This window comes from Pseudomonas sp. OG7, from assembly GCF_014192825.1.
GTDB lineage: Bacteria > Pseudomonadota > Gammaproteobacteria > Pseudomonadales > Pseudomonadaceae > Aquipseudomonas > Aquipseudomonas monteilii.
Window position 1 is genome coordinate 183,220 of record NZ_JACHYK010000004.1, and the last position, 19,552, is coordinate 202,771.

A 19,552-nucleotide genomic window follows, 5' to 3' on the forward strand; every position below is an offset into this window, starting at 1 on the left:
AAGGAGCAATCTGATGCGTAACCTCAAGCGCGCCCTGGCGGCGGTATTCGTGCTGCTGTTGGCGGCCGTGGTGCTGTTCTTCGTGCTGGAAAACCAGCAAAACGTGTCGTTGGTCCTGTTCGGCTGGGCTGCTCCGGCAATGCCGGTTGCCGTGCTGGTGTTGGCCGCGTTGGTGATTGGCCTGGCAGTCGGGCCATTGTTGGGTGCCTACGGCGTGCAGCGCAGCAAGCGCAAGATCAGGGCGTCTGCCCGGCAGGCGGCACTGAGCGGTAACTAGGGAAATTTCCTACGCTCACTTAGGAAAGCGTCACCTATGCATGCTCTGGTCGTCGTGGAGTAATAGCGCACTTCATTTTCGGCCCAGGTGAGTGTGCGCAGCATGGACTATCCCAGCCTTTCCCATCACGGTGGTGCCCGCAGCGTTACCGGGTCTTGTCACCAACTGCATCTCGCCCCATTCACCAGCCTGCTGGTCGACTGCGGCCTGGAGCAGGGCGCCGAGGCAGCGCAAGGCGCAGGCGCTGCGTCGCTCGGCTTTGACGTGCAGGGCATCGAGGCCCTGATCATCACGCATGTGCATCTGGATCACGTTGGCCGTATCCCTGCGCTGCTGGCCGCCGGATACCGCGGCCCCATCCTCTGCAGTGAGCCTTCCGCACAGCTGCTACCGCTGGTGCTGGAAGACGCCTACAAGCTTAGCGTCAGCAGTGACCCTGCCCAGGTGGCGCGGTACCTCGAATTCGTCTGCGACCTTATCGTGCCCCTGCCGTTCGAGCAGTGGCACACGCTGGTCGAGCGCCCAGGCCTTGGCTGTCGCATTCGCTTGCAGCGCGCGGGTCATCTGCTGGGCTCGGCGTATATCGAGTGCGACATGCAGCATGGGCAGTCCAATAGCCGCTACGTGTTTTCTGGTGACCTGGGGGCGTGTGGCAATCCCTTGTTGCGCCCGCTACAGCCGCCAGAGCGCGCCGACGTGCTGGTGCTGGAAAGTACCTATGGTGACCGCTTGCATCCGCATGTCGGCGACCGCAGGCAGCGGCTGGAAGATGCCATCGATCGGGCCTTGGCTGACAAGGGCACCCTCCTCATTCCGGCGTTCAGTCTGGGTCGCACCCAAGAACTGCTGTACGAGCTGGAAGGCATACTTCATCGCAAGGCATTGCTGGGTAGCGCCGGCCCGGGCCCCGATGGCGACCCGATTGACTGGTCGCAACTGCCCATTATCCTCGACTCGCCTTTGGCTCAGCGCATTACCAGCGTATATCGGAACTTGCATGACTACTGGAATGCCGAAGCCAGGGCGCGCCTGGCCGAGGGGCGCGACCCGCTGGGTTTCAGCCAGCTGATCAATGTAGACACCCATGCGCGCCACCAGCAGGTGGTCAACTACCTCAAGAGCACCGGGCGCCCGGCGATCGTGATCGCCGGCAATGGCATGTGCTCGGGTGGGCGCATCGTCAATTATCTCAAGGCCATGTTGGAAGATCCTCGGCACGAGGTGATGTTTGTGGGCTATCAAGCCAAGGGCACGCCGGGGGCGGTGATTCAGGCTAGCGAGGGGGCGGAAGGATTCGTGCAGCTTGATCTGGACGGAAGAATGTACGAGGTGCGGGCGAAAGTCATGACGCTATCGGGGTATTCCGCACATGCTGATCAGGCAGGTTTGGTGCAGTTTGCGCTGGGTGGTCAGGCGCAGCCAGGCAAGGTGCTGTTGGTGCATGGTGAGAGGGGGGCAAAGGCCGCTTTGCACAAGGCCTTGATGCAACATGCAGAGCGGGCGGGTGAACCTCTGGAGGTCTTCGTCCCCTGAACCCTTGGTCTGACAACGGTGAGCTGGCCGACGCAAGGCGGGAACTAATCCCGGCAGCGTTCATCTACTGCGACTAACCCTGGCGCTGGGTGTGTAAGATGTTGGCATAATGCCGCTACCCTCATGAGGGCGTGCGCCTTGCCGAGTTCGATGCAGTCGCTCGTGATGTTTTGGTATGCCAGAAACCGTGTACGCAGTCAGACCCAAGGAAAAACACAAGAAATGCGCAATGACCTTGAGCGCCGCAGTAGCGATAGTGAAGAAGTTGACCTGTTGGAGTTTCTGGAAGGGGTGTGGCGGCAAAAACTACTCATCTTTCTGGTCACGGTAGCCGTCACGGCAGTTGCACTGGCTTATGCACTGTTGGCCAAGCCTGTTTATGAGGCCAAAATATTTTTGGCGGCACCGGCGACAAGTGATATAGCAGATCTCAACTATGGCCGCACCCAGCAGACTGGGTTGGAGCCATTCACGTCGCGTAAGGTTTTTGACATCTTCGTTGAACATCTGAACGGTGAAACACTGCGACGTCAGTTCTTTAAAGAATTTTACATGCCCTCGGTAGTGGCGGGGCAAGGGGCGCAAGGGGCATTGTATGCTGCGTTCAATGGCTCCTTTGATGTCGTGCAACTGGCGGGTGAGCCGCCGCGCGCCTATGTTGCCTTCCGTGGGCGTGACCCTGCCGTGGTGTCCCGGTGGGCAACCGCTTATGTCGAGAAGGCCGGCGCAGCCGCCAAGGCCGAAGTCCTGCACGATGCCACCAGGGAGGCTCAGGTCCGTGCCAATGCACTGCAACTGGAACTCGACAACCTGCGTGAAAGCGGCCTGCAGCAACGTGAGGACAAGATCATCCGTTTACAAGAGGCGCTGCAGATTGCAACGGCCATTGGCCTGCAAAACCCGCCGCTGATAAGCGGTGAAGTTTCCAGGGCGCTGTCTGGCAAAATGGACGGCGAGCTGACTTACATGCGCGGCAGCAAGGCGCTGGCCGCCGAGATTGCCAGTTTGCAGCAGCGTAAAAGTGAGGATGCATTCATTCCTGAACTCAGGGAAGTACAAACCAAACAGCAGTTTTATCAAGGGATGGTAGGGGCGCAGCGTCATGTGAGTGTTTATCAGCTTGACGGCACCATAGAGCAGCCTGATGTACCGATTAAACCAAAACGGAACTTGATCATTGCCCTGGGTGTAATTGCTGGGTTGGCCCTCGGTTGCCTGATCGCAACCCTGAAATACGCCATGCAAAATTTGCAAAGGCGCCGGGCCTGCCCCAAAAATGAATAGCAACGCGCAGGTCGCATTTAGCGAGAGACATTTGCCGTGTAAACGGTGAAACTGCAGGAATAAAGGGGGCGGCGCGACGGGCCCTCACAAAAAATCATGCCAAAGGTTTACCGATGAAGCTTGTTCAAACGAACATTCCCGATGTTGTCATAGTGGAACCCGCCGTGTACGAGGATGATCGCGGGTGGTTCACGGAAACCTTCAATGAAACCCGCTTTCATGGCGCACTGCTGGAGCTTGGCTTGAGCAAGCCCCGTGCGTTCGTCCAGGACAACCACTCGATGTCCCATCGTGGCGTGTTGCGCGGGCTGCATTTTCAGCGCGCACCGCATGCGCAGGGCAAGCTGGTCAGGGTAGTGCGCGGTGCGGCCTATGACGTCGCCGTCGACATCCGCCCAGGCTCGGCAACATTCGGGCAGTGGGTGGGGGTGGAGTTGACCGAGCGCAACAACCGTATGCTGTGGATTCCCGAGGGTTTCGCGCACGGTTTTATCGCTCTGGAGGACGAAACGCACTTTCTGTACAAAACCACGGATGTGTACAACAAGGACGCCGAAGGCAGTATTCACTGGGATGACCCTGACCTGGCCATTGACTGGCCAATGCGCGATGGCCTCATCGTCAGTGAAAAGGACAACCAGGCCCCGTCATTCCGGCACCACCTGAACTCCGCCGAAGAAGGGGCCCTGGCCCAGATCGAACTGTTCAAGGTGCTGGGTGATCACCGTGGCCAGTTGGTTGCCCTGCAAGCCCTGGACAATGTGCCATTCGCCATACAGCGCGTGTATTACCTTACCGAAACGCTGCCAGGGGTTTCCCGTGGCTTTCACGCGCACAAGGCTCTCAACCAGCTGGCCATCTGCGTGTCCGGGCGTTGCCGGATGCTCATGGATGACGGTACCACCCGCACAGACCACTGGCTGGACGCTTTCAACAAGGGCATCCTGATTCCGCCCATGGTCTGGCACGAAATGCATGATTTCAGCCCCGACTGCGTGCTGTTGGTGTTGGCCGACGCACATTACGACGAGGGCGACTACATTCGTGACTACACCACGTTCACGGAGCTGAAGCGCAATGCCTAGCATTCATCAACTGGCCGATGTGAAAAGCGACGCTATCGGCGAAGGCACCCGGGTCTGGCAATTCGTGGTGATCATGAACGGTGCGAAAATCGGGCGTAATTGCAACATCTGCGCCCATACCCTGATTGAAGGTGATGTGGTGCTTGGGGATAACGTGACGGTCAAGTCCGGCGTTTATCTGTGGGACGGTACCCGCATTGCCGATGACGTGTTCATCGGCCCCAATGCCACGTTTACCAACGACGCGATGCCGCGCTCCAAGGTTTATCCGGAGCAGTTCAATGGCATTACCCTGGAGCGTGGCGCCAGCATTGGCGCCAATGCAACGTTGTTGCCAGGCATCGTCATTGGCGAGTACGCCATGGTGGGGGCAGGAGCAGTGGTGACCAAAGACGTCCCGCCTTATGCCGTTGTCGTAGGGAATCCAGCAAAAATTATCAGGGTGATAGACCGCAATGGTTAAGTTTCTCGATCTGCAAGGTGTGAACGCACAATACCGTCAGGCATTGATCGATGCCTGCACCGAGGTCATCGACTCGGGTTGGTACATCATGGGTGAGAAGCTCAAGCAGTTCGAAGCCCAGTTCGCCAGCTACTGTGGGGTAAAGCACTGCATTGGTGTAGCCAACGGCCTTGACGCGCTGATTCTGACCTTGCGTGCCTGGAAGCAGTTGGGGCGTATCGCCGAAGGCGACGAGGTGCTGGTACCCGCCAATACTTACATTGCCACCATTCTGGCTATCACCGAGAACAAGCTGGTGCCCGTGCTGGTTGAGCCTGATGAAGGCAGCTTCAACCTGGGGGCGCACAACCTTGCACAAGCACTGACCCCACGCACCCGCGTGATCATGCCGGTGCATCTGTATGGCCGGCTTGCCGACATGCCGGCGATCAACGCGTTTGCGAAGCAACATGGCCTGCTGGTGCTGGAAGATTCTGCTCAATCGCACGGTGCCGAGCTGGACGGGCGGCGGGCAGGTGCCTGGGGTGATGCCTCGGGCTTCAGCTTCTACCCGGGCAAGAACCTCGGGGCGCTCGGGGACGCCGGCGCAGTCACCACCAACGACGATGCGTTGGCAGAGACCTTGAAGTCGCTGCGCAACTACGGTTCGCATGTGAAATACATGAACATTTACCAGGGGGTGAACAGCCGTCTGGACGAGCTACAGGCGGCGCTGTTGAGCGTGAAGCTTGCGTACCTGGACAGCGAGACCCGCCTGCGCCAGCAGGTTGCACAGCAGTACCTGGCCGGCATCGACAACCCGGCCATCCAGTTGCCTGACCCGGGCGTTGCCGGCCAGCACGCCTGGCACCTGTTCGTGGTGCGCAGCGAGTGCCGTGACCAGTTGCAGCAGCACCTGGCACAACAGGGGGTACAAACCCTGGTGCATTACCCGATACCGCCGCACCGGCAACAGGCCTACCCGCAGTTGGCCGACCTTTCGCTACCGCTGACCGAACGTTTGCATGAGCAAGTACTGAGCCTGCCCATGGACCCGACCCTGACTGTGGACGCTATCCAGCACGTCATTGACGCTTGCAACAGCTTTCCGCGTCCTTGAGTGCCAGGTATGACCCTGATCAGAACTAGCCTGCTCAATGCCATAGCGGTTGCGGTAAAGATGGCCACCTTGCTTGGCCTGAACAAAGTGCTGGCCCTGTACGTAGGGCCAGCCGGTTACGCGGCCATTGGCCAACTGCAGAATGCGGTGACCATGTTCACCACCTTGGCCAGCGGTGCCGTCAGCACTGGCGTAACCAAGTACACGGCGGAGTTCGCCGAACAGCCCGAAGAGCAACGCAAGGTCTGGAGAACCGCCGGTACACTGTCGGTACTGGTTTCGCTGCTGCTCGCGGTGCTGATTATCGTGCTGCGCAAGCCCCTGGCCGGTTGGTTCTTCAACGATGAATCGTTGGCGACAGTGCTGCTGTGGTTTGCCGCCACGCTGGTGTTTTTTGCCTTCAACTCGTTGTTGCTTGGCGTGCTCAACGGCAAGAAGGATGTGCCGCGTTATGTGCTGGCCAATATCTTCGGTAGCCTGATTTCGCTGGTAGTCACCTGTGTACTGACCATTCAGCTTGGGTTGTACGGTGCGCTGGTGGCCTTGGCGGTGTACCAGTCGCTGAGTTTCGTGGCTACCTTGCTGATCTGCATGCGTACGCCCTGGTTCCAGTTTGCCGATTTCTTTGGACGGCTGGATCGCCAGGCGTTGGCGCGGTTATCGAGGTTTGCGTTGATGGCGGTGGTCACGGCCTGCTCCCTGCCGGTGTGCCATGTGTTCCTGCGCGACTACCTGGGTAACACCTTCGGCTGGGCACAAGCGGGCTATTGGGAAGCCATGTGGCGACTGAGCTCGGCATACCTGATGTTGATTACCACCACCCTGGCGGTTTATTACCTGCCACGGTTGTCCGAAATCAAGGATGCCGGCGAGCTGCGCAAGGAGATTTTGCAGGGTTATAAACTGATTCTGCCCATGACCATCCTGGCCGGGCTGGTTATCTACCTGCTGCGCGACTTCATCATCCAGGTGCTGTTTTCCGATTCGTTTCTGCCAATGCGCGAACTGTTCGCCTGGCAGATGGTGGGCGACAGCCTGAAGATTGCCAGTTGGCTGATGGCCTACCTGATGCTGGGCAAGGCTTTGACGCGGCTGTACCTGGTGACGGAAATCCTCGCTACGCTCTCGCTTTACGCCTTGACGGTGTACCTCACGCAACTCTGGGGTTATGACAAGGTCACACTTGCCTACGCCGTCAATTACCTGTTGTACGCGATCGTCATGTATTTCGCGGTCTTTCGCCGGTTGCCGTCGATTGTCGCTGATTCGGCACGGAGCTGAGCAATGAAACAAGTGGTGGAGCAGCTGCAGGCACGCATACTGAACGCAGCACCCGGGCCGGCATTGGCTCAGGCGCAAATTTATGGTGCGCTGCTCTGGGCCGTGGACTTGAACATCTATGAGGCAGCGTCACTGGAGCGCCACCTGACCGCCCAGTGCGCCAGCCTGGTCACGGTGCCGGCCACCAATGGCCTGTCGCGGGGCTGCCTGCATGTGGTCAGCGAGCCCTACCTGCAAGGCGGGCACACCCGGTTGATGGAGCGCCTGGCGCACATGCACGAGGGGCCCGTGGACCTGTTGGTTACACGCAGCGCCAAACCTCAGGTGCTCGAACGGCTGGCCGGCTTTTTTGCCCATATCGAACAGGCGCGTGGCGATGACCCGTGTGCCCGTCTGCAATCCATCGTCGACACCCTTGCCCAATACGACAAGGTGGTGCTGCACATCCACCCGGACGACATCATCACCACTGTGGCGTGTGGCCTGCTGAAACTGCAGCGTGGCGCTGCGGTGACGGTGTATTTCGTCAACCACGCAGACCACGTCTTCAGCTTCGGCGCTTCGGTGGCCGATGTGTATTTCGAGATCAGCGCATACGGCCACCATCTGGACAAGAAAAAGCACCTCACCTGCCAGAAGAGCTTCCTGGCGATCCCGATCGAGACCAGCGGCGCAAAAGTACCGGATGCAATGCCCACGCATGAGCGGATCAAGGTGTTCAGCGCAGCTTCTGCTGCCAAGTACAAGCCCCATGGCGGCCTGGACATGCGCCCGTCGATCACGGCTATTCTCGACAGGTTTCCGAACGCCGAATGCTGGATCATTGGTGCCAACCCGCTGACCAACACCTGGTGGTGGACAGTGAAACTGCGTTACCCCACGCGCTTTTTCATCCGCCGGCACCTGCCGTACAAGGACTACCTGGCTTTCGCCGAAAAAGCTGACTTCTACCTGGACAGCTACCCTATACCCGGCGGCACGGCGTTCGCCGAGCAATTGCTCAAGGGCCGGCGTTGTGTTGGGCTGGTTGCGCCGATCCAGGGCTATTCTCCCGCCGACAGCCTGAAGGTGGCCAGCGTCGATCAGTTGCTGGCCAGCATCGAGCAGCCGCAGCCCAGTGCATCGGTGGTCGAAGCCGTGCAGCAGGTGAACTCGGTAGAAGCGGTGAAGGCGCGGTACCTGGCCTGCATCGAACGGGGTGAATACAGCGAAAACCAGCTGGCGACCATGCTGCCGTGGTCGGGCAACCTCGATTTCATGAAACCGACAGGTAAGGTGACTAGCATGGTCCCTGCGGATGTCTTCGACGCCCTGTGCCGTACGGACACAAACCTGGCGTTGCGAGCGCTGCTTTCCTACGCCTGGGTGCCGCGCATCAAGATTTTGATCAAGGTCACGCTGTTGCGGCTGGCCAGGTTTGCCAGAGCGCGAGGGTGAGTGTGATCAAGATCTTTATCGGCGTGCTGTTCTGCCTGCTTTTCTTGAGCGATTACATCGTGCTGACATTGGGGCTGGGCAGCGTCTTTGCCGGCTGGCGCGAAATGATCAGCCTGTTGCTGGTCATGTGGCTGCTGCTGCGTGCCTTGGCCAGCATCACGGCGCGCGGTACGGTCAACCTCGAGGTGGGGCGGTCGTTGCTGATCGTCTTGTTCTTCGCCTTCCTGTACCTGCTGTTCGGCGACTTGAGCGCAGGTTCGGTACGTATGTTCCGGGCATTGGCAGTGCCAGTGTTCGTCGGTATGGCAGTGGCCATCTGGGCGCAGGCGGTGTCGACCGAGAAAAAGCTGCGCCATGTGTACTGGTCGGTGCTGGCCATGAGCGTGCTGACCGGCATGTATGCGTTGTACCAGTACCTGACGATCTCTACGGCCGAGCAGTTCTGGTACTGGCCGTTGCTTTCCGCCAAAGGCTACGAGTTGCAGCCCTACAACTCGATGCGTGATGGATTGCCGCGGATTTCCGGCTTTTTCACCGGCACCCTGGAGTTTTCCGCAGTCATTCTCAACACCGCCGCCATGACGCTCGCCGTGCTGCTCAGCGGGCGAAACTGGCCGCTTACCCGGCGCCTGTTGCTGGGCACTGCGTTTGTGCTGCTGTGTGGGTTGATTGTGATCGGTTCGGTGCGCACGGCCATGATCGGCCTGGTGTGCATTTGCGCGATGTTGGTGGTAGCCCGTGTGCTGCGTACGGCCTGGCTGATTTCGCTGGTGGGCTACCTGCAGTTCGTTGGCCTGACCGTTGCCATCTTCGCCTACCTGTCGATGGGCTACACCCAGGATTTGTCCGCGTTGGACCGTGAACGCCAGTGGCTTCACATGTACCAGGTGCTGAACGCGCACCCCATGGGCTACGGCTTCGGCTCGGTGGGCCCAGGCCAGCCTTACTGGTTCGATTCGTTCTGGCTCAACCTGTTGGCCACCTGCGGATGGGTCGGTGCGTTGATCATGGCGGGGTTGATTCTTTGGTATCACAAGCTGGTGGTGATCATCGTCCGGGACAGGCGACATGTGAGTGCGTGGAAAAACGGTTTGGGCAACTTCGTGATTGCCAGTTACCCGTTCTTCCTGAGCTCGTTCTTTTTCCAGTCCTATACGAACAGCGTGGTCCTTTACATTTTCGCGATCGTGGTGATGGTGATCATTGGTGAAAACAGAAGAACAAAAGTTGAGCTTGGCAGTACTGATCGTTCTGTATCGGAAAACTAGTCAGGACTCGATTGCCCTGCAGTCGCTGCTCGCACAACAGGCATTGCTGCATGATGAGGGTATCGACTTGCAACTGTACGTCTGGAACAACTCGCCCGGCGTGGCGCAGCCGTGCCCGGGCGTACGCTGGTTCGAGGCGGACAACCAGCGGCTTTCGGTGATCTACAACCAGGTGGCCAAGGAGGCATTCGCCTCCGGGGTCGAGCTGTTCATGATCTCGGATGACGACACCAACTACTCGACCATACGCCTGTCCAGTTGCCTGGCGCAGATTGGCCAGGTGCGCAGCGCACCGGAGGGCGAGCAGGTGGGGGTGTTCATGCCCCGGCTGGTCAGCCATGGGCAATTGGTCAGCCCCGGCCAGCGCTGGTTGTTCATGGGCCGCCTTACGCCCGATGTGGCCCCCGGCCTTGTGGCGTCGAAAAACCTGCTGGGCATCAACAGCGGGCTGATCTTCACCCGCGAGTGCTTTCAGCGCATGAGACCGTTCTATGACGAACGGCTGCGCTTCTACGCCACCGATACCGACTTTTTCATTCGCTACGAGGGGTATTTCCCCAAAGCCTGCGTGCTGGATGTGGAAATAGACCACGACCTGTCCGAGCACAGTGCCGATACCCCAGCGCGGGCCTTGTTCCGCTTCGAGGAAATGATCCACGGCCTGCGTATCAGCTTCCATTCCCACAGCTTGCTGCAGCGCGGCCTGCTTGACCTGTACCTGGTCTATGCCGCCATCCGCAAGGCCGTGGCCTACCGCAGCCCGGCCTTTGTCAAAGCCTTGTTTACCCAGGGGAGGGCTGTGAAATGATGCATGCCTTGCTCGAAAAACTGGTGTTGCTGATCAAGAAACGCCCCATGGTCATCGACCGGCGTATCTCTTCGGGCTATCTGCTGGGGCTGATGATGAGCAAGCTGATAATGGCCTGCCGCGGGGTGATTCGCCTGCGCCGGGGGCGGCTGGCATTCATTGGCTCGGGGGTGACGCTGAAAGAAGTGGGCAAGATCGAATATGGCCCGGGGCTGGTGATCGACCAGGGCTGCTTCGTCGATGCCTTGTCCAATGACGGCATCCGCTTTGGCACAGCCGTGTCGTTGAACAAGCACATCATCATCGAATGCACCGGCAGCCTGGCCAACATCGGCAAGGGCCTGGTGATAGGTGACAACGTCGGCCTGGGCGCCGGTTGCTTCCTGGGTTGTGCCGGTGGCATCGAGATTGGCAGCGACACCATCATCGGCAACTTTGTCAGCTTCCATTCGGAAAACCACAATTTCGAAGACCCGCTGCAACCCATTCGGCTGCAGGGCGTAACCCGCCAAGGCATCAAGGTTGGCCGCAACTGCTGGATCGGCGCCAAGGTGACCGTGCTCGATGGCGCGGTGATCGAGGAGGGTTGCGTGTTTGCCGCAGGGGCGGTGGTAGCTGCGGGCGTGTACCGCAAGAACTCGATTTACGGTGGCGTGCCGGCCAAGTTCATCAAGGCGCGCGTCGCTGAAGAAGGGGTGGCATGAAAACGTTGCACTTTGTTCATCTGCTGAATGACTACAGCGGGAGCCCCCGGGTACTGAACCAGACCATCAATGCGCTGCAGCAAAGCGGTGCTGACTGCACCCTGCATGTGGGCAGCAGCGGCCGCGGTGTGCTTGACGAACTGCAGGTGCGCACTTGCAAGTTCGCTTACAAACGCTTCGACAACCGCTGGGTGACCCTGCTGGCCTACGCGTGTTCGCAAGTGGCGCTGTTCTTCAGCCTGCTACACAAAGTGCGGCCGGGGCAGGTTGTGCTGGTCAATACCATGCTGCCGTTTGGCGCTGCCCTCGCTGCCCGCTTGCGTGGTGCCAAGGTGGTTTACCACGTGCATGAAACCTCCATACGGCCTGCGGTGCTCAAGGTGTTTTTGCGCCGGGTAATCGCCGACTGCGCCAGCAAGGTGGTCTATGTGTCGAAGTACTTGCAGGTACAGGAAGGTGTAGCCGGGGTGCCGGCGGTGACTGTTTACAACGGCCTTGCCGAGGCGTTTCAGCAGCAGGCAATGGCCACGCCGTACCAGCACCTGCATGGTGGCCGTTTCAATGTACTGATGCTGGCGTCACTGAAGGGCTACAAGGGGGTGGACGAGTTTGTTGCGCTGGCCACGGCATTGGCTGGGGACCCGGCCCTGACGTTCACGCTGGTGCTCAATGCCAGCCCGGAGGAAGTGGACGTCTATTTCGCCAGCAAGGCGCTGCCGAAAAATCTCACGCTCAGCCCCGCCAGTGCCGACGTGGCGAAGTTTTACCGTGAGGCGAGCCTGGTGCTGAACCTGTCCCATGTGGACGGGTGGGTAGAAACCTTTGGCCTGACCATACTTGAGGCGATGGCTTTTGGCATTCCGACTATCGTGCCCCCGGTAGGCGGCCCGGTGGAGCTGGTCAGTGATGGGGTAGAGGGCTACCAGATCGACTCGAAAAACCATCAACAACTGGTGCGTACGGTTGCGCACCTGTCGCAGGACCCACAGCTGTGCCAGGCAATGTCCGAGCGCGCACGCATGAAAGCGAGTGAGTTTTCTACCGCCAACTTCCAGAAAAATATCGTGATGGTGTTTGATGACCTATAAGATTGCAGTAATTGGTACGGTAGGTTTGCCCGCCCAATACGGTGGTTGGGAAACGTTGACCGAACAATTGGTGCGCAACCTGCCAGGTGACTGCGAGCTCACCGTCTATTGCAGCGCACCGCATTACCCCGAGCGCCCGCAGTTTTTCGAGCGTGCCCGTCTGGTTTACCTGAACCTCAAGGCCAATGGCGTGCAAAGCATTCCGTACGACGTGCTGAGCATGCTGCACGCTTACCGCAAGCACGATCTGATGCTGATCCTGGGTGTTTCCGGCTGTATCGCCTTGCCATTCATGCGTCTGCTTACGCGTAAGCCGATCGTGGTGAACATCGACGGCTATGAGTGGAAACGCGCCAAATGGTCCAACTTCGCTCGCTGGTTCCTGAAGCTCTCTGAAGCCGTGGCCGTGCGCTTTGCCCATGCGGTCATCACCGACAACAAGGTGCTGCAGGAGTACGTGACCGCCGAATACAACAAGCCCAGCGAACTGATTGCCTATGGTGGTGATCAGGCTCGTTCGGGTGAGCCAACCGAGCAAGCGCGGCAGGCTTACCCGTTCCTGGGGGCGCCATACGCTTTCACGGTGTGTCGCATCGAACCGGAGAACAACATCCACGTCATTCTCGAGGCTTTTGCCGGGTCTGGCATGCCGTTGGCGATCATCGGGAACTGGAACCACAGCGAGTACGGCGTACAACTGCGCAAGCAATATGAAGGGGTGAGCAACATTCACCTGCTGGACCCGATCTACGATGTGGAGCAGTTAAGCCCGCTGCGCAGCAATGCCACGGTGTACCTGCATGGCCACAGCGCTGGCGGCACCAACCCGTCGCTGGTCGAAGCCATGTGGCTGGGCCTGCCGGTGGTGGCCTTCGATGTGTCGTTCAACCGCGCCACCACCGAGGACCAAGCGTTGTACTTTGCCGACAGCGCCTCGCTACGCAAGCATGTGCAGGCACTGCTGGGTGATGAGCCCGCGCGGGCGCAACTGTCGGCGCGCCTGCATGAAATTGCCAACCGCCGTTACCGCTGGTCGGTGGTCGCAGACCAGTACCGCAGCGTGTTCACCCGCCTGCTGGGCCAGGAGGGGAGAGCTTGATGGCCGGGCAAGACAACGCCCAACACCCAGGCGTCCTGACCACCGGCGGTAGCGGTTTTGTCGGCAAGGTGTTGCTGCAGCGGCTCGCTGAAGGTGCGCGCTGGGCACCGCGCGCGCTGGTGCGGCAATTGCCTGCCCGGCAGCTAGCAGGTGTCGACTACCGGTCGTTTAGCGAACTGACGGCGGTGGACGTGGCATCCGGGCACTTCGAGCAGGTGGATACCGTCATCCACCTGGCGTCCCGTGTGCATGTCATGCACGAAACCGCCGCCGACCCCCTGGCCGAGTTCCGCCGGGTAAACGTGGAGGGCACCCTTAGCCTTGCCCGTGCTGCGGCCCAGGCCGGTGTTCGGCGCTTCATTTTTGTCAGCTCGGTGAAGGTGAATGGCGAAACCACCGACGGCCGCCTGCCTTTCACCGCTGACGAAACCCCTGCGCCATCGGACCCCTACGGCATTTCCAAACGTGAAGCCGAAGAAGGTCTGCGCCAACTGGCGGCCCAAACCGGCCTGGAAGTGGTGATCGTGCGCCCGGTGCTGGTGTACGGCCCAGGTGTGAAAGCCAACTTCCGCAGCATGATGAACTGGCTGAGTAAAGGTGTGCCGCTGCCGTTTGGCGCCATACACAACAAGCGTAGCCTGGTGGCACTGGACAACCTGGTGGACCTGCTGGTGACCTGCATCGACCACCCGGCGGCGGCCAACCAGACCTTCCTGGCCAGCGACGGCCACGACCTGTCCACCACCGAGTTGCTGCAACGGTTGGGCAAGGCACTGGGCAAACCCGCCAGGTTGCTGCCGGTGCCCGCCGCTTGGTTGAAGGGGGCGGCAACGCTAGCCGGCAAGGGTGGCCTGGCGCAGCGGCTGTGCGGGTCGCTGCAGGTGGACAGCGGCAAAGCCCGTACGCTGCTGGGCTGGCAGCCCCCGCTGGATGTGGACCAGGCACTGCGGGCCACGGCACTCAACTTTTTGAAAGAGCAAGACAAATGATGGCATGGTGGCTTATTCCCCTGGTCGCAGGGGCATCTCTGCTTCTGACCGCAGCGCTGCGGCGCTACGCACTGAACAAGCAGATCATCGACGTGCCCAATGCGCGTAGTTCGCACACTGTGCCTACCCCACGGGGTGGCGGCGTGGCCATTGTGCTGAGCTTTCTGGCCAGCTTGCCGGTGCTGGGCATGGCCGATGCCGTGCCGTTGGCGGCGCTGGTGGCGATTGGTGGTGCGGGGGCGCTGATTGCGGTCATCGGCTTCATGGACGACCACGGCCACATCGCCGCTCGCTGGCGCCTGCTCGGCCACTTCGCCGCAGCCGTGTGGATGCTGTACTGGCTGGGTGGCCTGGCGCCGCTGCAGGTGTTTGGCTTTACCCTCGACCTGCAGTGGTTCGGCTACATTCTGGCGGCGTTCTACACCGTATGGATGCTCAATCTCTATAATTTCATGGACGGCATCGATGGCATTGCCAGCATCGAAGCGGTCACCGCCTGCCTGGGCATGGTGCTGCTATCGGCCCTGGCCGGTGCGCCGCAGTTGATGGTGCTGCCACTGTTGCTGGCGGCGGCGACGCTGGGCTTTCTGTTCTGGAACTTCCCGCCCGCCAAGATCTTCATGGGCGACGCCGGCAGCGGCTTCCTTGGCATCGTGCTGGCGGGTTTGTCGCTGCAGGCTGCCTGGGCCTCACCTCAACTGTTCTGGTGCTGGCTGATTCTGCTGGGCGTGTTCGTGGTAGATGCCACATTTACCCTCATCCGCCGCTTGCTGCGCGGTGACAAGGTGTACGAAGCGCACCGCAGCCACGCCTACCAGTTTGCCTCTCGTCACTTTGGCAAGCACCTGCCAGTGACCTTGGCGGTGGCCGCGCTCAACCTGTTCTGGCTGCTGCCAGTGGCCTTGTGCGTGCTGTTGCTGGGCCTGGACGGTGTGTGGGGCGTTGTTATCGCCTACCTGCCATTGGCGTATTTGGCCGTGCGCTGGCGCGCCGGTGAGCTCGAACACTAGCTAAAGTGATAGGACGAAGACAGTAGACATGTCACTTTGGAAAGCCCTCAGAGGTTCTATGGATAAGCTGCGCTCAAGACTGCTTGGACTACCTCGGCGCCACAAACGGCTGATTCAGGTAGCGACTGATGTGATTCTGGTCTGGTTCGCGCTGTGGCTGGCGTTTGTCGTGCGCCTGGGTATCGACGACCTGGCCAATCCTGTTCGTGACCACACTTGGCTGTTCATCACGGCGCCGATCATCTCCATCCCGTTATTCATCCGCTTCGGCTTGTACCGGGCGGTGATGCGCTATTTCGGCAATGATGCGCTGATCGCCATCATCAAGGCCGTGACCCTGTCAGCGCTGATTCTCGGCTTCATCATTTACTGGGCCAGCAACCACCAGAACGTGGTGCCTCGCTCGATCACCTTCAACTACTGGTGGCTGAGCCTGATCATGGTCGGCGGCCTGCGCCTGGCCATGCGCCAGTACTTCCTCGGTGACTGGTTCGCCACCGCCGTGCAACATGTGCCTTTCGCCAACCGCGACGACGGGCTGCCACGGGTTGCCGTCTATGGCGCCGGTTCTGCCGGCAACCAACTGGTGGCGGCCCTGCGCATGGGCAAGGCCATGCGTCCTGTGGCGTTCATCGACGACGATGCCAGCATCACCGACCGGGTGATCGCCGGCCTGCAGGTGTACCAGCCAGAACAGCTGCAACGCATGATCGATGACACCGGCGCCGAAGAAATCCTGCTGGCGCTGCCCTCGGTCAGCCGCAGCCGCCGCCGCGAAATTCTCAACCTGCTTGAAGGCTACCCGCTGCACGTGCGCAGTGTGCCCGGCTTCATGGACCTGGCCAGCGGCCGGGTGAAGGTGGACGATATCCAGGAAGTGGACATCGCCGACCTGCTGGGCCGTGACGCGGTACCGGCACAAGATGACCTGCTGCAGCACTGCATCATCGACCAGACCGTGATGGTGACGGGGGCCGGCGGCTCGATCGGTTCCGAGCTGTGTCGCCAGATCCTGGGGCAAACACCGCGTACGCTGCTGCTGTTCGAGCACAGTGAATTCAACCTGTACACCATTGCTGGCGAACTGGAGCAACGTATCCTGCGCGAAGGCCTGGCCGTGCAACTGATCCCGATACTGGGCTCGGTCCGCGACCAGGCCAAGATGCTGGACGTGATGCGTGCCTGGCAGGTAGATACCGTGTACCACGCCGCCGCCTACAAGCACGTGCCCATCGTCGAGCACAACATTGCCGAGGGCCTGTCGAACAACGTGTTCGGCACGCTGTACACCGCCCAGGCGGCGCTGCAGGCTGGCGTGTCCAACTTCGTGCTGATTTCCACCGACAAGGCCGTGCGCCCCACCAACGTCATGGGCAGCACCAAGCGCCTGGCCGAAATGGTGCTGCAGGCCCTCAGCAACGAGCTGGCGCCGGTGCTGATGGGGGACACCGGCAATGTATCGCAGGTGAACAAAACCCGTTTCACCATGGTGCGCTTCGGCAATGTGCTGGGTTCGTCGGGCTCGGTCATCCCGTTGTTTCACAAACAGATCAAGAACGGTGGGCCACTGACCGTGACCCACCCGAAAATCACCCGCTACTTCATGACAATCCCCGAGGCTGCGCAGTTGGTGATCCAGGCCGGCTCCATGGGGCAGGGCGGCGATGTGTTCGTGCTGGACATGGGCGAGCCGGTGAAAATTGTGGAACTGGCCGAAAAAATGATTCACCTGTCGGGCTTCAGCATCCGCTCCGAGCGAAACCCGCTGGGCGATATCGCCATCAACTTTACCGGCCTGCGCCCAGGCGAAAAACTGTACGAAGAATTGTTGATTGGCGACAACGTGATTGCCACACGCCACCCCATGATCATGAGCGCCAACGAAGACTACCTGCCCTGGGATGTGCTGAAGCAACGCCTGGATGCATTGAAAACCGCAACTTCGACGGATGACTTTGCCACTGTGCGCCAGTTGCTGCGCGACACCGTGAGCGGCTACGTGCCCGGCGGGGAAATTGTGGACTGGCTGTACCAGCGCCGGCGGCTGGAGCCCTGAACGCTGTACTGACAAATAGAACAGGCGTTGCCGGCACAGGAGCGCCCACATGAACTTCAAACGCTGTGAAGTTTGAAAGCAGGAATTGGGAAGAACTGAACAATGACTATTCTGGTAACGGGTGGTGCGGGTTTCATTGGTGCGAATTTCGTGCTGGACTGGCTGGCCGGTAGCGACGAGCCCGTGGTCAACCTCGACAAGCTCACCTATGCAGGCAACCTGCAAACCCTCAGCAGCCTGCAGGGCGACAAGCGCCACATCTTCGTGCATGGCGATATCGGCGACTCCGAACTGGTAACCCGCTTGCTGAAGGAGCACCAGCCGCGCGCGATCGTCAACTTCGCCGCCGAGTCCCACGTCGACCGCTCGATCCATGGGCCCGAAGACTTCATCGAAACCAACATCGTCGGCACCTTCCGCCTGCTGGAAGCCGTACGTGCCTACTGGGGCGGCCTGGATGAACAGTCGCGCCAGGCGTTCCGTTTCCTCCATGTCTCCACCGACGAGGTGTACGGCTCGCTGGCTGCCGACGAACCGGCCTTCACCGAAACCCACCAGTACCAGCCCAACAGCCCGTACTCGGCCAGCAAAGCCGCCAGTGACCACTTGGTGCGTTCCTACCACCACACCTACGGCCTGCCGGTGCTGACCACCAACTGCTCGAACAACTACGGCCCGTATCACTTCCCGGAAAAGCTCATCCCGCTGATGATCGTCAACGCCCTGGCCGGCAAGCCACTGCCGGTGTACGGTGACGGCCAGCAAATTCGCGACTGGCTGTACGTCAAGGACCACTGCAGCGCCATCCGCCGTGTGCTGGAAGCCGGCACCACCGGTGAGGTGTACAACGTAGGCGGCTGGAACGAAAAGCCCAACCTGGAAATCGTCAACCGCGTGTGCGCCTTGCTGGACGAACTGCGCCCGCGCGCCGACGGCAAGCCTTACGCCGAACAGATCACCTACGTGACCGATCGCCCCGGGCATGACCGCCGTTATGCCATCGACGCCCGCAAGCTGGAACGCGAACTGGGCTGGAAACCCGCTGAAACCTTCGAAACCGGTATTCGCAAAACCGTTGCTTGGTACCTCGACAACCAGGAATGGGTGCAGAACGTACAGTCTGGCAGCTACCGCGAGTGGGTTGAAAAGAACTACGCAGGACGCTCGGCATGAAAATTCTGCTACTGGGCAAGGACGGCCAGGTAGGTTGGGAGCTGCAACGCAGCCTGGCCCCGCTGGGCCAGGTGCTGGCGCTGAACAGCCGCAGCCAGTCGCACTGCGGCGACCTGGCCAACCTGCCAGGCTTGGCCGAAACGGTACGCGCCTATGCCCCCAATGTGATCGTTAACGCCGCTGCCTACACCGCCGTCGACAAGGCAGAAAGCGAGCGCGAGCTGGCCTTCAAGGTAAACGCCGAGGCCGTGGGTGTGCTCGCCCGTGCTGCCGCCGACTGCGGCGCACTGCTGGTGCATTACTCCACCGACTACGTCTTCCCGGGGGAGGGCGCCCAGGCCTGGCGCGAAGACGACACTGTCGGCCCGCTGAATACCTACGGCGCAAGCAAGCTGGCGGGCGAGCAAGCCATCCAGGCTGCCGCCTGCCAGCACCTGATCTTCCGTACCTGCTGGGTGTATGCCGCCCGCGGCAACAACTTTGCCAAAACCATGCTACGCCTGGCTGCCGAACGCGACAGCCTGGGTGTGATCGACGATCAGTTCGGCGCCCCCACTGGCGCCGAACTGATCGCCGACATTACCGCACACGCCATCACCGCCACCCGAGCCAATCCGGCTTTGGCTGGCCTGTATCACCTGGCGGCCGGTGGCGAGACCACCTGGTGCGGCTACGCCCGCTACGTGCTGGAACAGTCAGCAGCCCAAGGCGTGGCATTGAAAGCCCACGCCGAACAGGTCAACCCGTTGACCACGGATGCCTATCCGACCCCGGCCAAGCGACCGGCTAACTCGCGTCTCGATACCAACAAACTGCAGAAGGCTTTTGCCCTGACTCTGCCAGACTGGCGCCAGGGAGTGGCCCGCATGCTCAAGGAAATTCACGAGAAATGACCACT

General features: G+C 60.4%; 18 protein-coding genes and 1 pseudogene. All 19 read left to right on the forward strand.

Translation table 11 applies throughout. The features are described from left to right. Nucleotides 1-13 precede the first annotated feature (13 nt). The 19 genes and pseudogenes from FHW75_RS11640 (at nucleotide 14) to rfbD (ending at nucleotide 19,547) form a co-directional block, all read left to right on the forward strand. Nucleotides 14-277: a lipopolysaccharide assembly protein LapA domain-containing protein gene (locus FHW75_RS11640; RefSeq protein ID WP_089230269.1), complete on the forward strand. Its 264-nt coding sequence runs from the start codon at nucleotides 14-16 to the stop codon at nucleotides 275-277. Between the two features lie 102 nt (nucleotides 278-379). Continuing rightward, nucleotides 380-1,810 carry an MBL fold metallo-hydrolase RNA specificity domain-containing protein gene (locus FHW75_RS11645; protein ID WP_033693444.1) on the forward strand — a complete coding sequence of 477 codons (1,431 nt, stop codon included), beginning with the start codon at nucleotides 380-382 and terminating at the stop codon, nucleotides 1,808-1,810. Nucleotides 1,811-2,032: 222 nt separating this feature from the next. Continuing rightward, nucleotides 2,033-3,094, forward strand: a complete 1,062-nt coding sequence (locus FHW75_RS11650; protein ID WP_159266009.1) for a Wzz/FepE/Etk N-terminal domain-containing protein — start codon at nucleotides 2,033-2,035, stop codon at nucleotides 3,092-3,094. Between the two features lie 113 nt (nucleotides 3,095-3,207). Beyond that, nucleotides 3,208-3,747 (forward strand): annotated as a pseudogene (rfbC, locus tag FHW75_RS26780) (dTDP-4-dehydrorhamnose 3,5-epimerase); the annotation flags it as partial. A 57-nt stretch (nucleotides 3,748-3,804) separates the two neighbouring features. Continuing rightward, nucleotides 3,805-4,179: an FdtA/QdtA family cupin domain-containing protein gene (locus FHW75_RS26785; RefSeq protein WP_225850706.1), complete on the forward strand. Its 375-nt coding sequence runs from the start codon at nucleotides 3,805-3,807 to the stop codon at nucleotides 4,177-4,179. After that, entirely contained in the window at nucleotides 4,172-4,642 is a 471-nt protein-coding gene (locus tag FHW75_RS11660) for an acyltransferase (protein ID WP_019096971.1), read from the forward strand. Before FHW75_RS26785 ends, FHW75_RS11660 begins: the two co-directional genes overlap by 8 nt. Continuing rightward, nucleotides 4,635-5,741: a DegT/DnrJ/EryC1/StrS aminotransferase family protein gene (locus FHW75_RS11665; RefSeq protein ID WP_019096970.1), complete on the forward strand. Its 1,107-nt coding sequence runs from the start codon at nucleotides 4,635-4,637 to the stop codon at nucleotides 5,739-5,741. The genes FHW75_RS11660 and FHW75_RS11665 overlap by 8 nt, the downstream gene beginning before the upstream one ends. Nucleotides 5,742-5,750: 9 nt before the next feature. Further along, entirely contained in the window at nucleotides 5,751-7,022 is a 1,272-nt protein-coding gene (locus FHW75_RS11670; protein WP_019096969.1) for an O-antigen translocase, read from the forward strand. Nucleotides 7,023-7,025: 3 nt separating this feature from the next. Next, nucleotides 7,026-8,459 (forward strand): hypothetical protein, encoded by a 1,434-nt coding sequence (locus FHW75_RS11675; protein ID WP_025754735.1) that lies wholly within the window; start codon nucleotides 7,026-7,028, stop codon nucleotides 8,457-8,459. Between the two features lie 2 nt (nucleotides 8,460-8,461). Next, on the forward strand, nucleotides 8,462-9,727 hold the full coding sequence (locus tag FHW75_RS11680) for a hypothetical protein (protein ID WP_178092340.1): 1,266 nt from the start codon (nucleotides 8,462-8,464) through the stop codon (nucleotides 9,725-9,727). Next, a complete protein-coding gene (locus FHW75_RS11685) occupies nucleotides 9,687-10,535 on the forward strand; it encodes a hypothetical protein (protein ID WP_025754736.1) in 849 nt (282 codons plus the stop codon). Before FHW75_RS11680 ends, FHW75_RS11685 begins: the two co-directional genes overlap by 41 nt. After that, nucleotides 10,532-11,239: an acyltransferase gene (locus tag FHW75_RS11690; protein WP_019096965.1), complete on the forward strand. Its 708-nt coding sequence runs from the start codon at nucleotides 10,532-10,534 to the stop codon at nucleotides 11,237-11,239. Before FHW75_RS11685 ends, FHW75_RS11690 begins: the two co-directional genes overlap by 4 nt. After that, the gene (locus FHW75_RS11695) at nucleotides 11,236-12,327 is read left to right on the forward strand and encodes a glycosyltransferase family 4 protein (protein WP_183673675.1); all 1,092 of its coding nucleotides are present in this window, start codon (nucleotides 11,236-11,238) and stop codon (nucleotides 12,325-12,327) included. The genes FHW75_RS11690 and FHW75_RS11695 overlap by 4 nt, the downstream gene beginning before the upstream one ends. After that, nucleotides 12,317-13,426: a DUF1972 domain-containing protein gene (locus FHW75_RS11700; protein ID WP_027609487.1), complete on the forward strand. Its 1,110-nt coding sequence runs from the start codon at nucleotides 12,317-12,319 to the stop codon at nucleotides 13,424-13,426. The genes FHW75_RS11695 and FHW75_RS11700 overlap by 11 nt, the downstream gene beginning before the upstream one ends. Next, nucleotides 13,426-14,415, forward strand: coding sequence for an SDR family oxidoreductase (locus FHW75_RS11705; RefSeq protein ID WP_089230266.1), 990 nt, complete (start codon nucleotides 13,426-13,428; stop codon nucleotides 14,413-14,415). The genes FHW75_RS11700 and FHW75_RS11705 overlap by 1 nt, the downstream gene beginning before the upstream one ends. Then, nucleotides 14,412-15,425: a glycosyltransferase family 4 protein gene (locus tag FHW75_RS11710; RefSeq protein WP_019096961.1), complete on the forward strand. Its 1,014-nt coding sequence runs from the start codon at nucleotides 14,412-14,414 to the stop codon at nucleotides 15,423-15,425. Before FHW75_RS11705 ends, FHW75_RS11710 begins: the two co-directional genes overlap by 4 nt. A 58-nt stretch (nucleotides 15,426-15,483) precedes the next feature. Next, nucleotides 15,484-17,481 carry a nucleoside-diphosphate sugar epimerase/dehydratase gene (locus tag FHW75_RS11715; protein WP_019096960.1) on the forward strand — a complete coding sequence of 666 codons (1,998 nt, stop codon included), beginning with the start codon at nucleotides 15,484-15,486 and terminating at the stop codon, nucleotides 17,479-17,481. Between the two features lie 102 nt (nucleotides 17,482-17,583). Next, nucleotides 17,584-18,654, forward strand: coding sequence for a dTDP-glucose 4,6-dehydratase (gene rfbB, locus FHW75_RS11720; protein ID WP_025754738.1), 1,071 nt, complete (start codon nucleotides 17,584-17,586; stop codon nucleotides 18,652-18,654). Next, nucleotides 18,651-19,547 carry a dTDP-4-dehydrorhamnose reductase gene (gene rfbD / locus FHW75_RS11725; protein WP_183673677.1) on the forward strand — a complete coding sequence of 299 codons (897 nt, stop codon included), beginning with the start codon at nucleotides 18,651-18,653 and terminating at the stop codon, nucleotides 19,545-19,547. The genes rfbB and rfbD overlap by 4 nt, the downstream gene beginning before the upstream one ends. The last annotated feature ends 5 nt before the right edge of the window (nucleotides 19,548-19,552 follow it).

Bases quoted from the DNA above. Each gene is read 5' to 3' on its own strand.
- FHW75_RS11645 (WP_033693444.1), top strand. From the start codon at position 380: ATGGACTATCCCAGCCTTTCCCATCACGGTGGTGCCCGCAGCGTTACC.
- FHW75_RS11665 (WP_019096970.1), top strand. From the start codon at position 4,635: ATGGTTAAGTTTCTCGATCTGCAAGGTGTGAACGCACAATACCGTCAG.
- FHW75_RS11710 (WP_019096961.1), top strand. From the start codon at position 14,412: ATGATGGCATGGTGGCTTATTCCCCTGGTCGCAGGGGCATCTCTGCTT.
- FHW75_RS11640 (WP_089230269.1), top strand. From the start codon at position 14: ATGCGTAACCTCAAGCGCGCCCTGGCGGCGGTATTCGTGCTGCTGTTG.
- FHW75_RS11650 (WP_159266009.1), top strand. From the start codon at position 2,033: ATGCGCAATGACCTTGAGCGCCGCAGTAGCGATAGTGAAGAAGTTGAC.
- FHW75_RS11695 (WP_183673675.1), top strand. From the start codon at position 11,236: ATGAAAACGTTGCACTTTGTTCATCTGCTGAATGACTACAGCGGGAGC.
- FHW75_RS11705 (WP_089230266.1), top strand. From the start codon at position 13,426: ATGGCCGGGCAAGACAACGCCCAACACCCAGGCGTCCTGACCACCGGC.
- FHW75_RS11700 (WP_027609487.1), top strand. From the start codon at position 12,317: ATGACCTATAAGATTGCAGTAATTGGTACGGTAGGTTTGCCCGCCCAA.
- rfbB (WP_025754738.1), top strand. From the start codon at position 17,584: ATGACTATTCTGGTAACGGGTGGTGCGGGTTTCATTGGTGCGAATTTC.
- rfbD (WP_183673677.1), top strand. From the start codon at position 18,651: ATGAAAATTCTGCTACTGGGCAAGGACGGCCAGGTAGGTTGGGAGCTG.
- FHW75_RS11690 (WP_019096965.1), top strand. From the start codon at position 10,532: ATGATGCATGCCTTGCTCGAAAAACTGGTGTTGCTGATCAAGAAACGC.
- FHW75_RS11670 (WP_019096969.1), top strand. From the start codon at position 5,751: ATGACCCTGATCAGAACTAGCCTGCTCAATGCCATAGCGGTTGCGGTA.
- FHW75_RS11660 (WP_019096971.1), top strand. From the start codon at position 4,172: ATGCCTAGCATTCATCAACTGGCCGATGTGAAAAGCGACGCTATCGGC.
- FHW75_RS11675 (WP_025754735.1), top strand. From the start codon at position 7,026: ATGAAACAAGTGGTGGAGCAGCTGCAGGCACGCATACTGAACGCAGCA.
- FHW75_RS11715 (WP_019096960.1), top strand. From the start codon at position 15,484: ATGGATAAGCTGCGCTCAAGACTGCTTGGACTACCTCGGCGCCACAAA.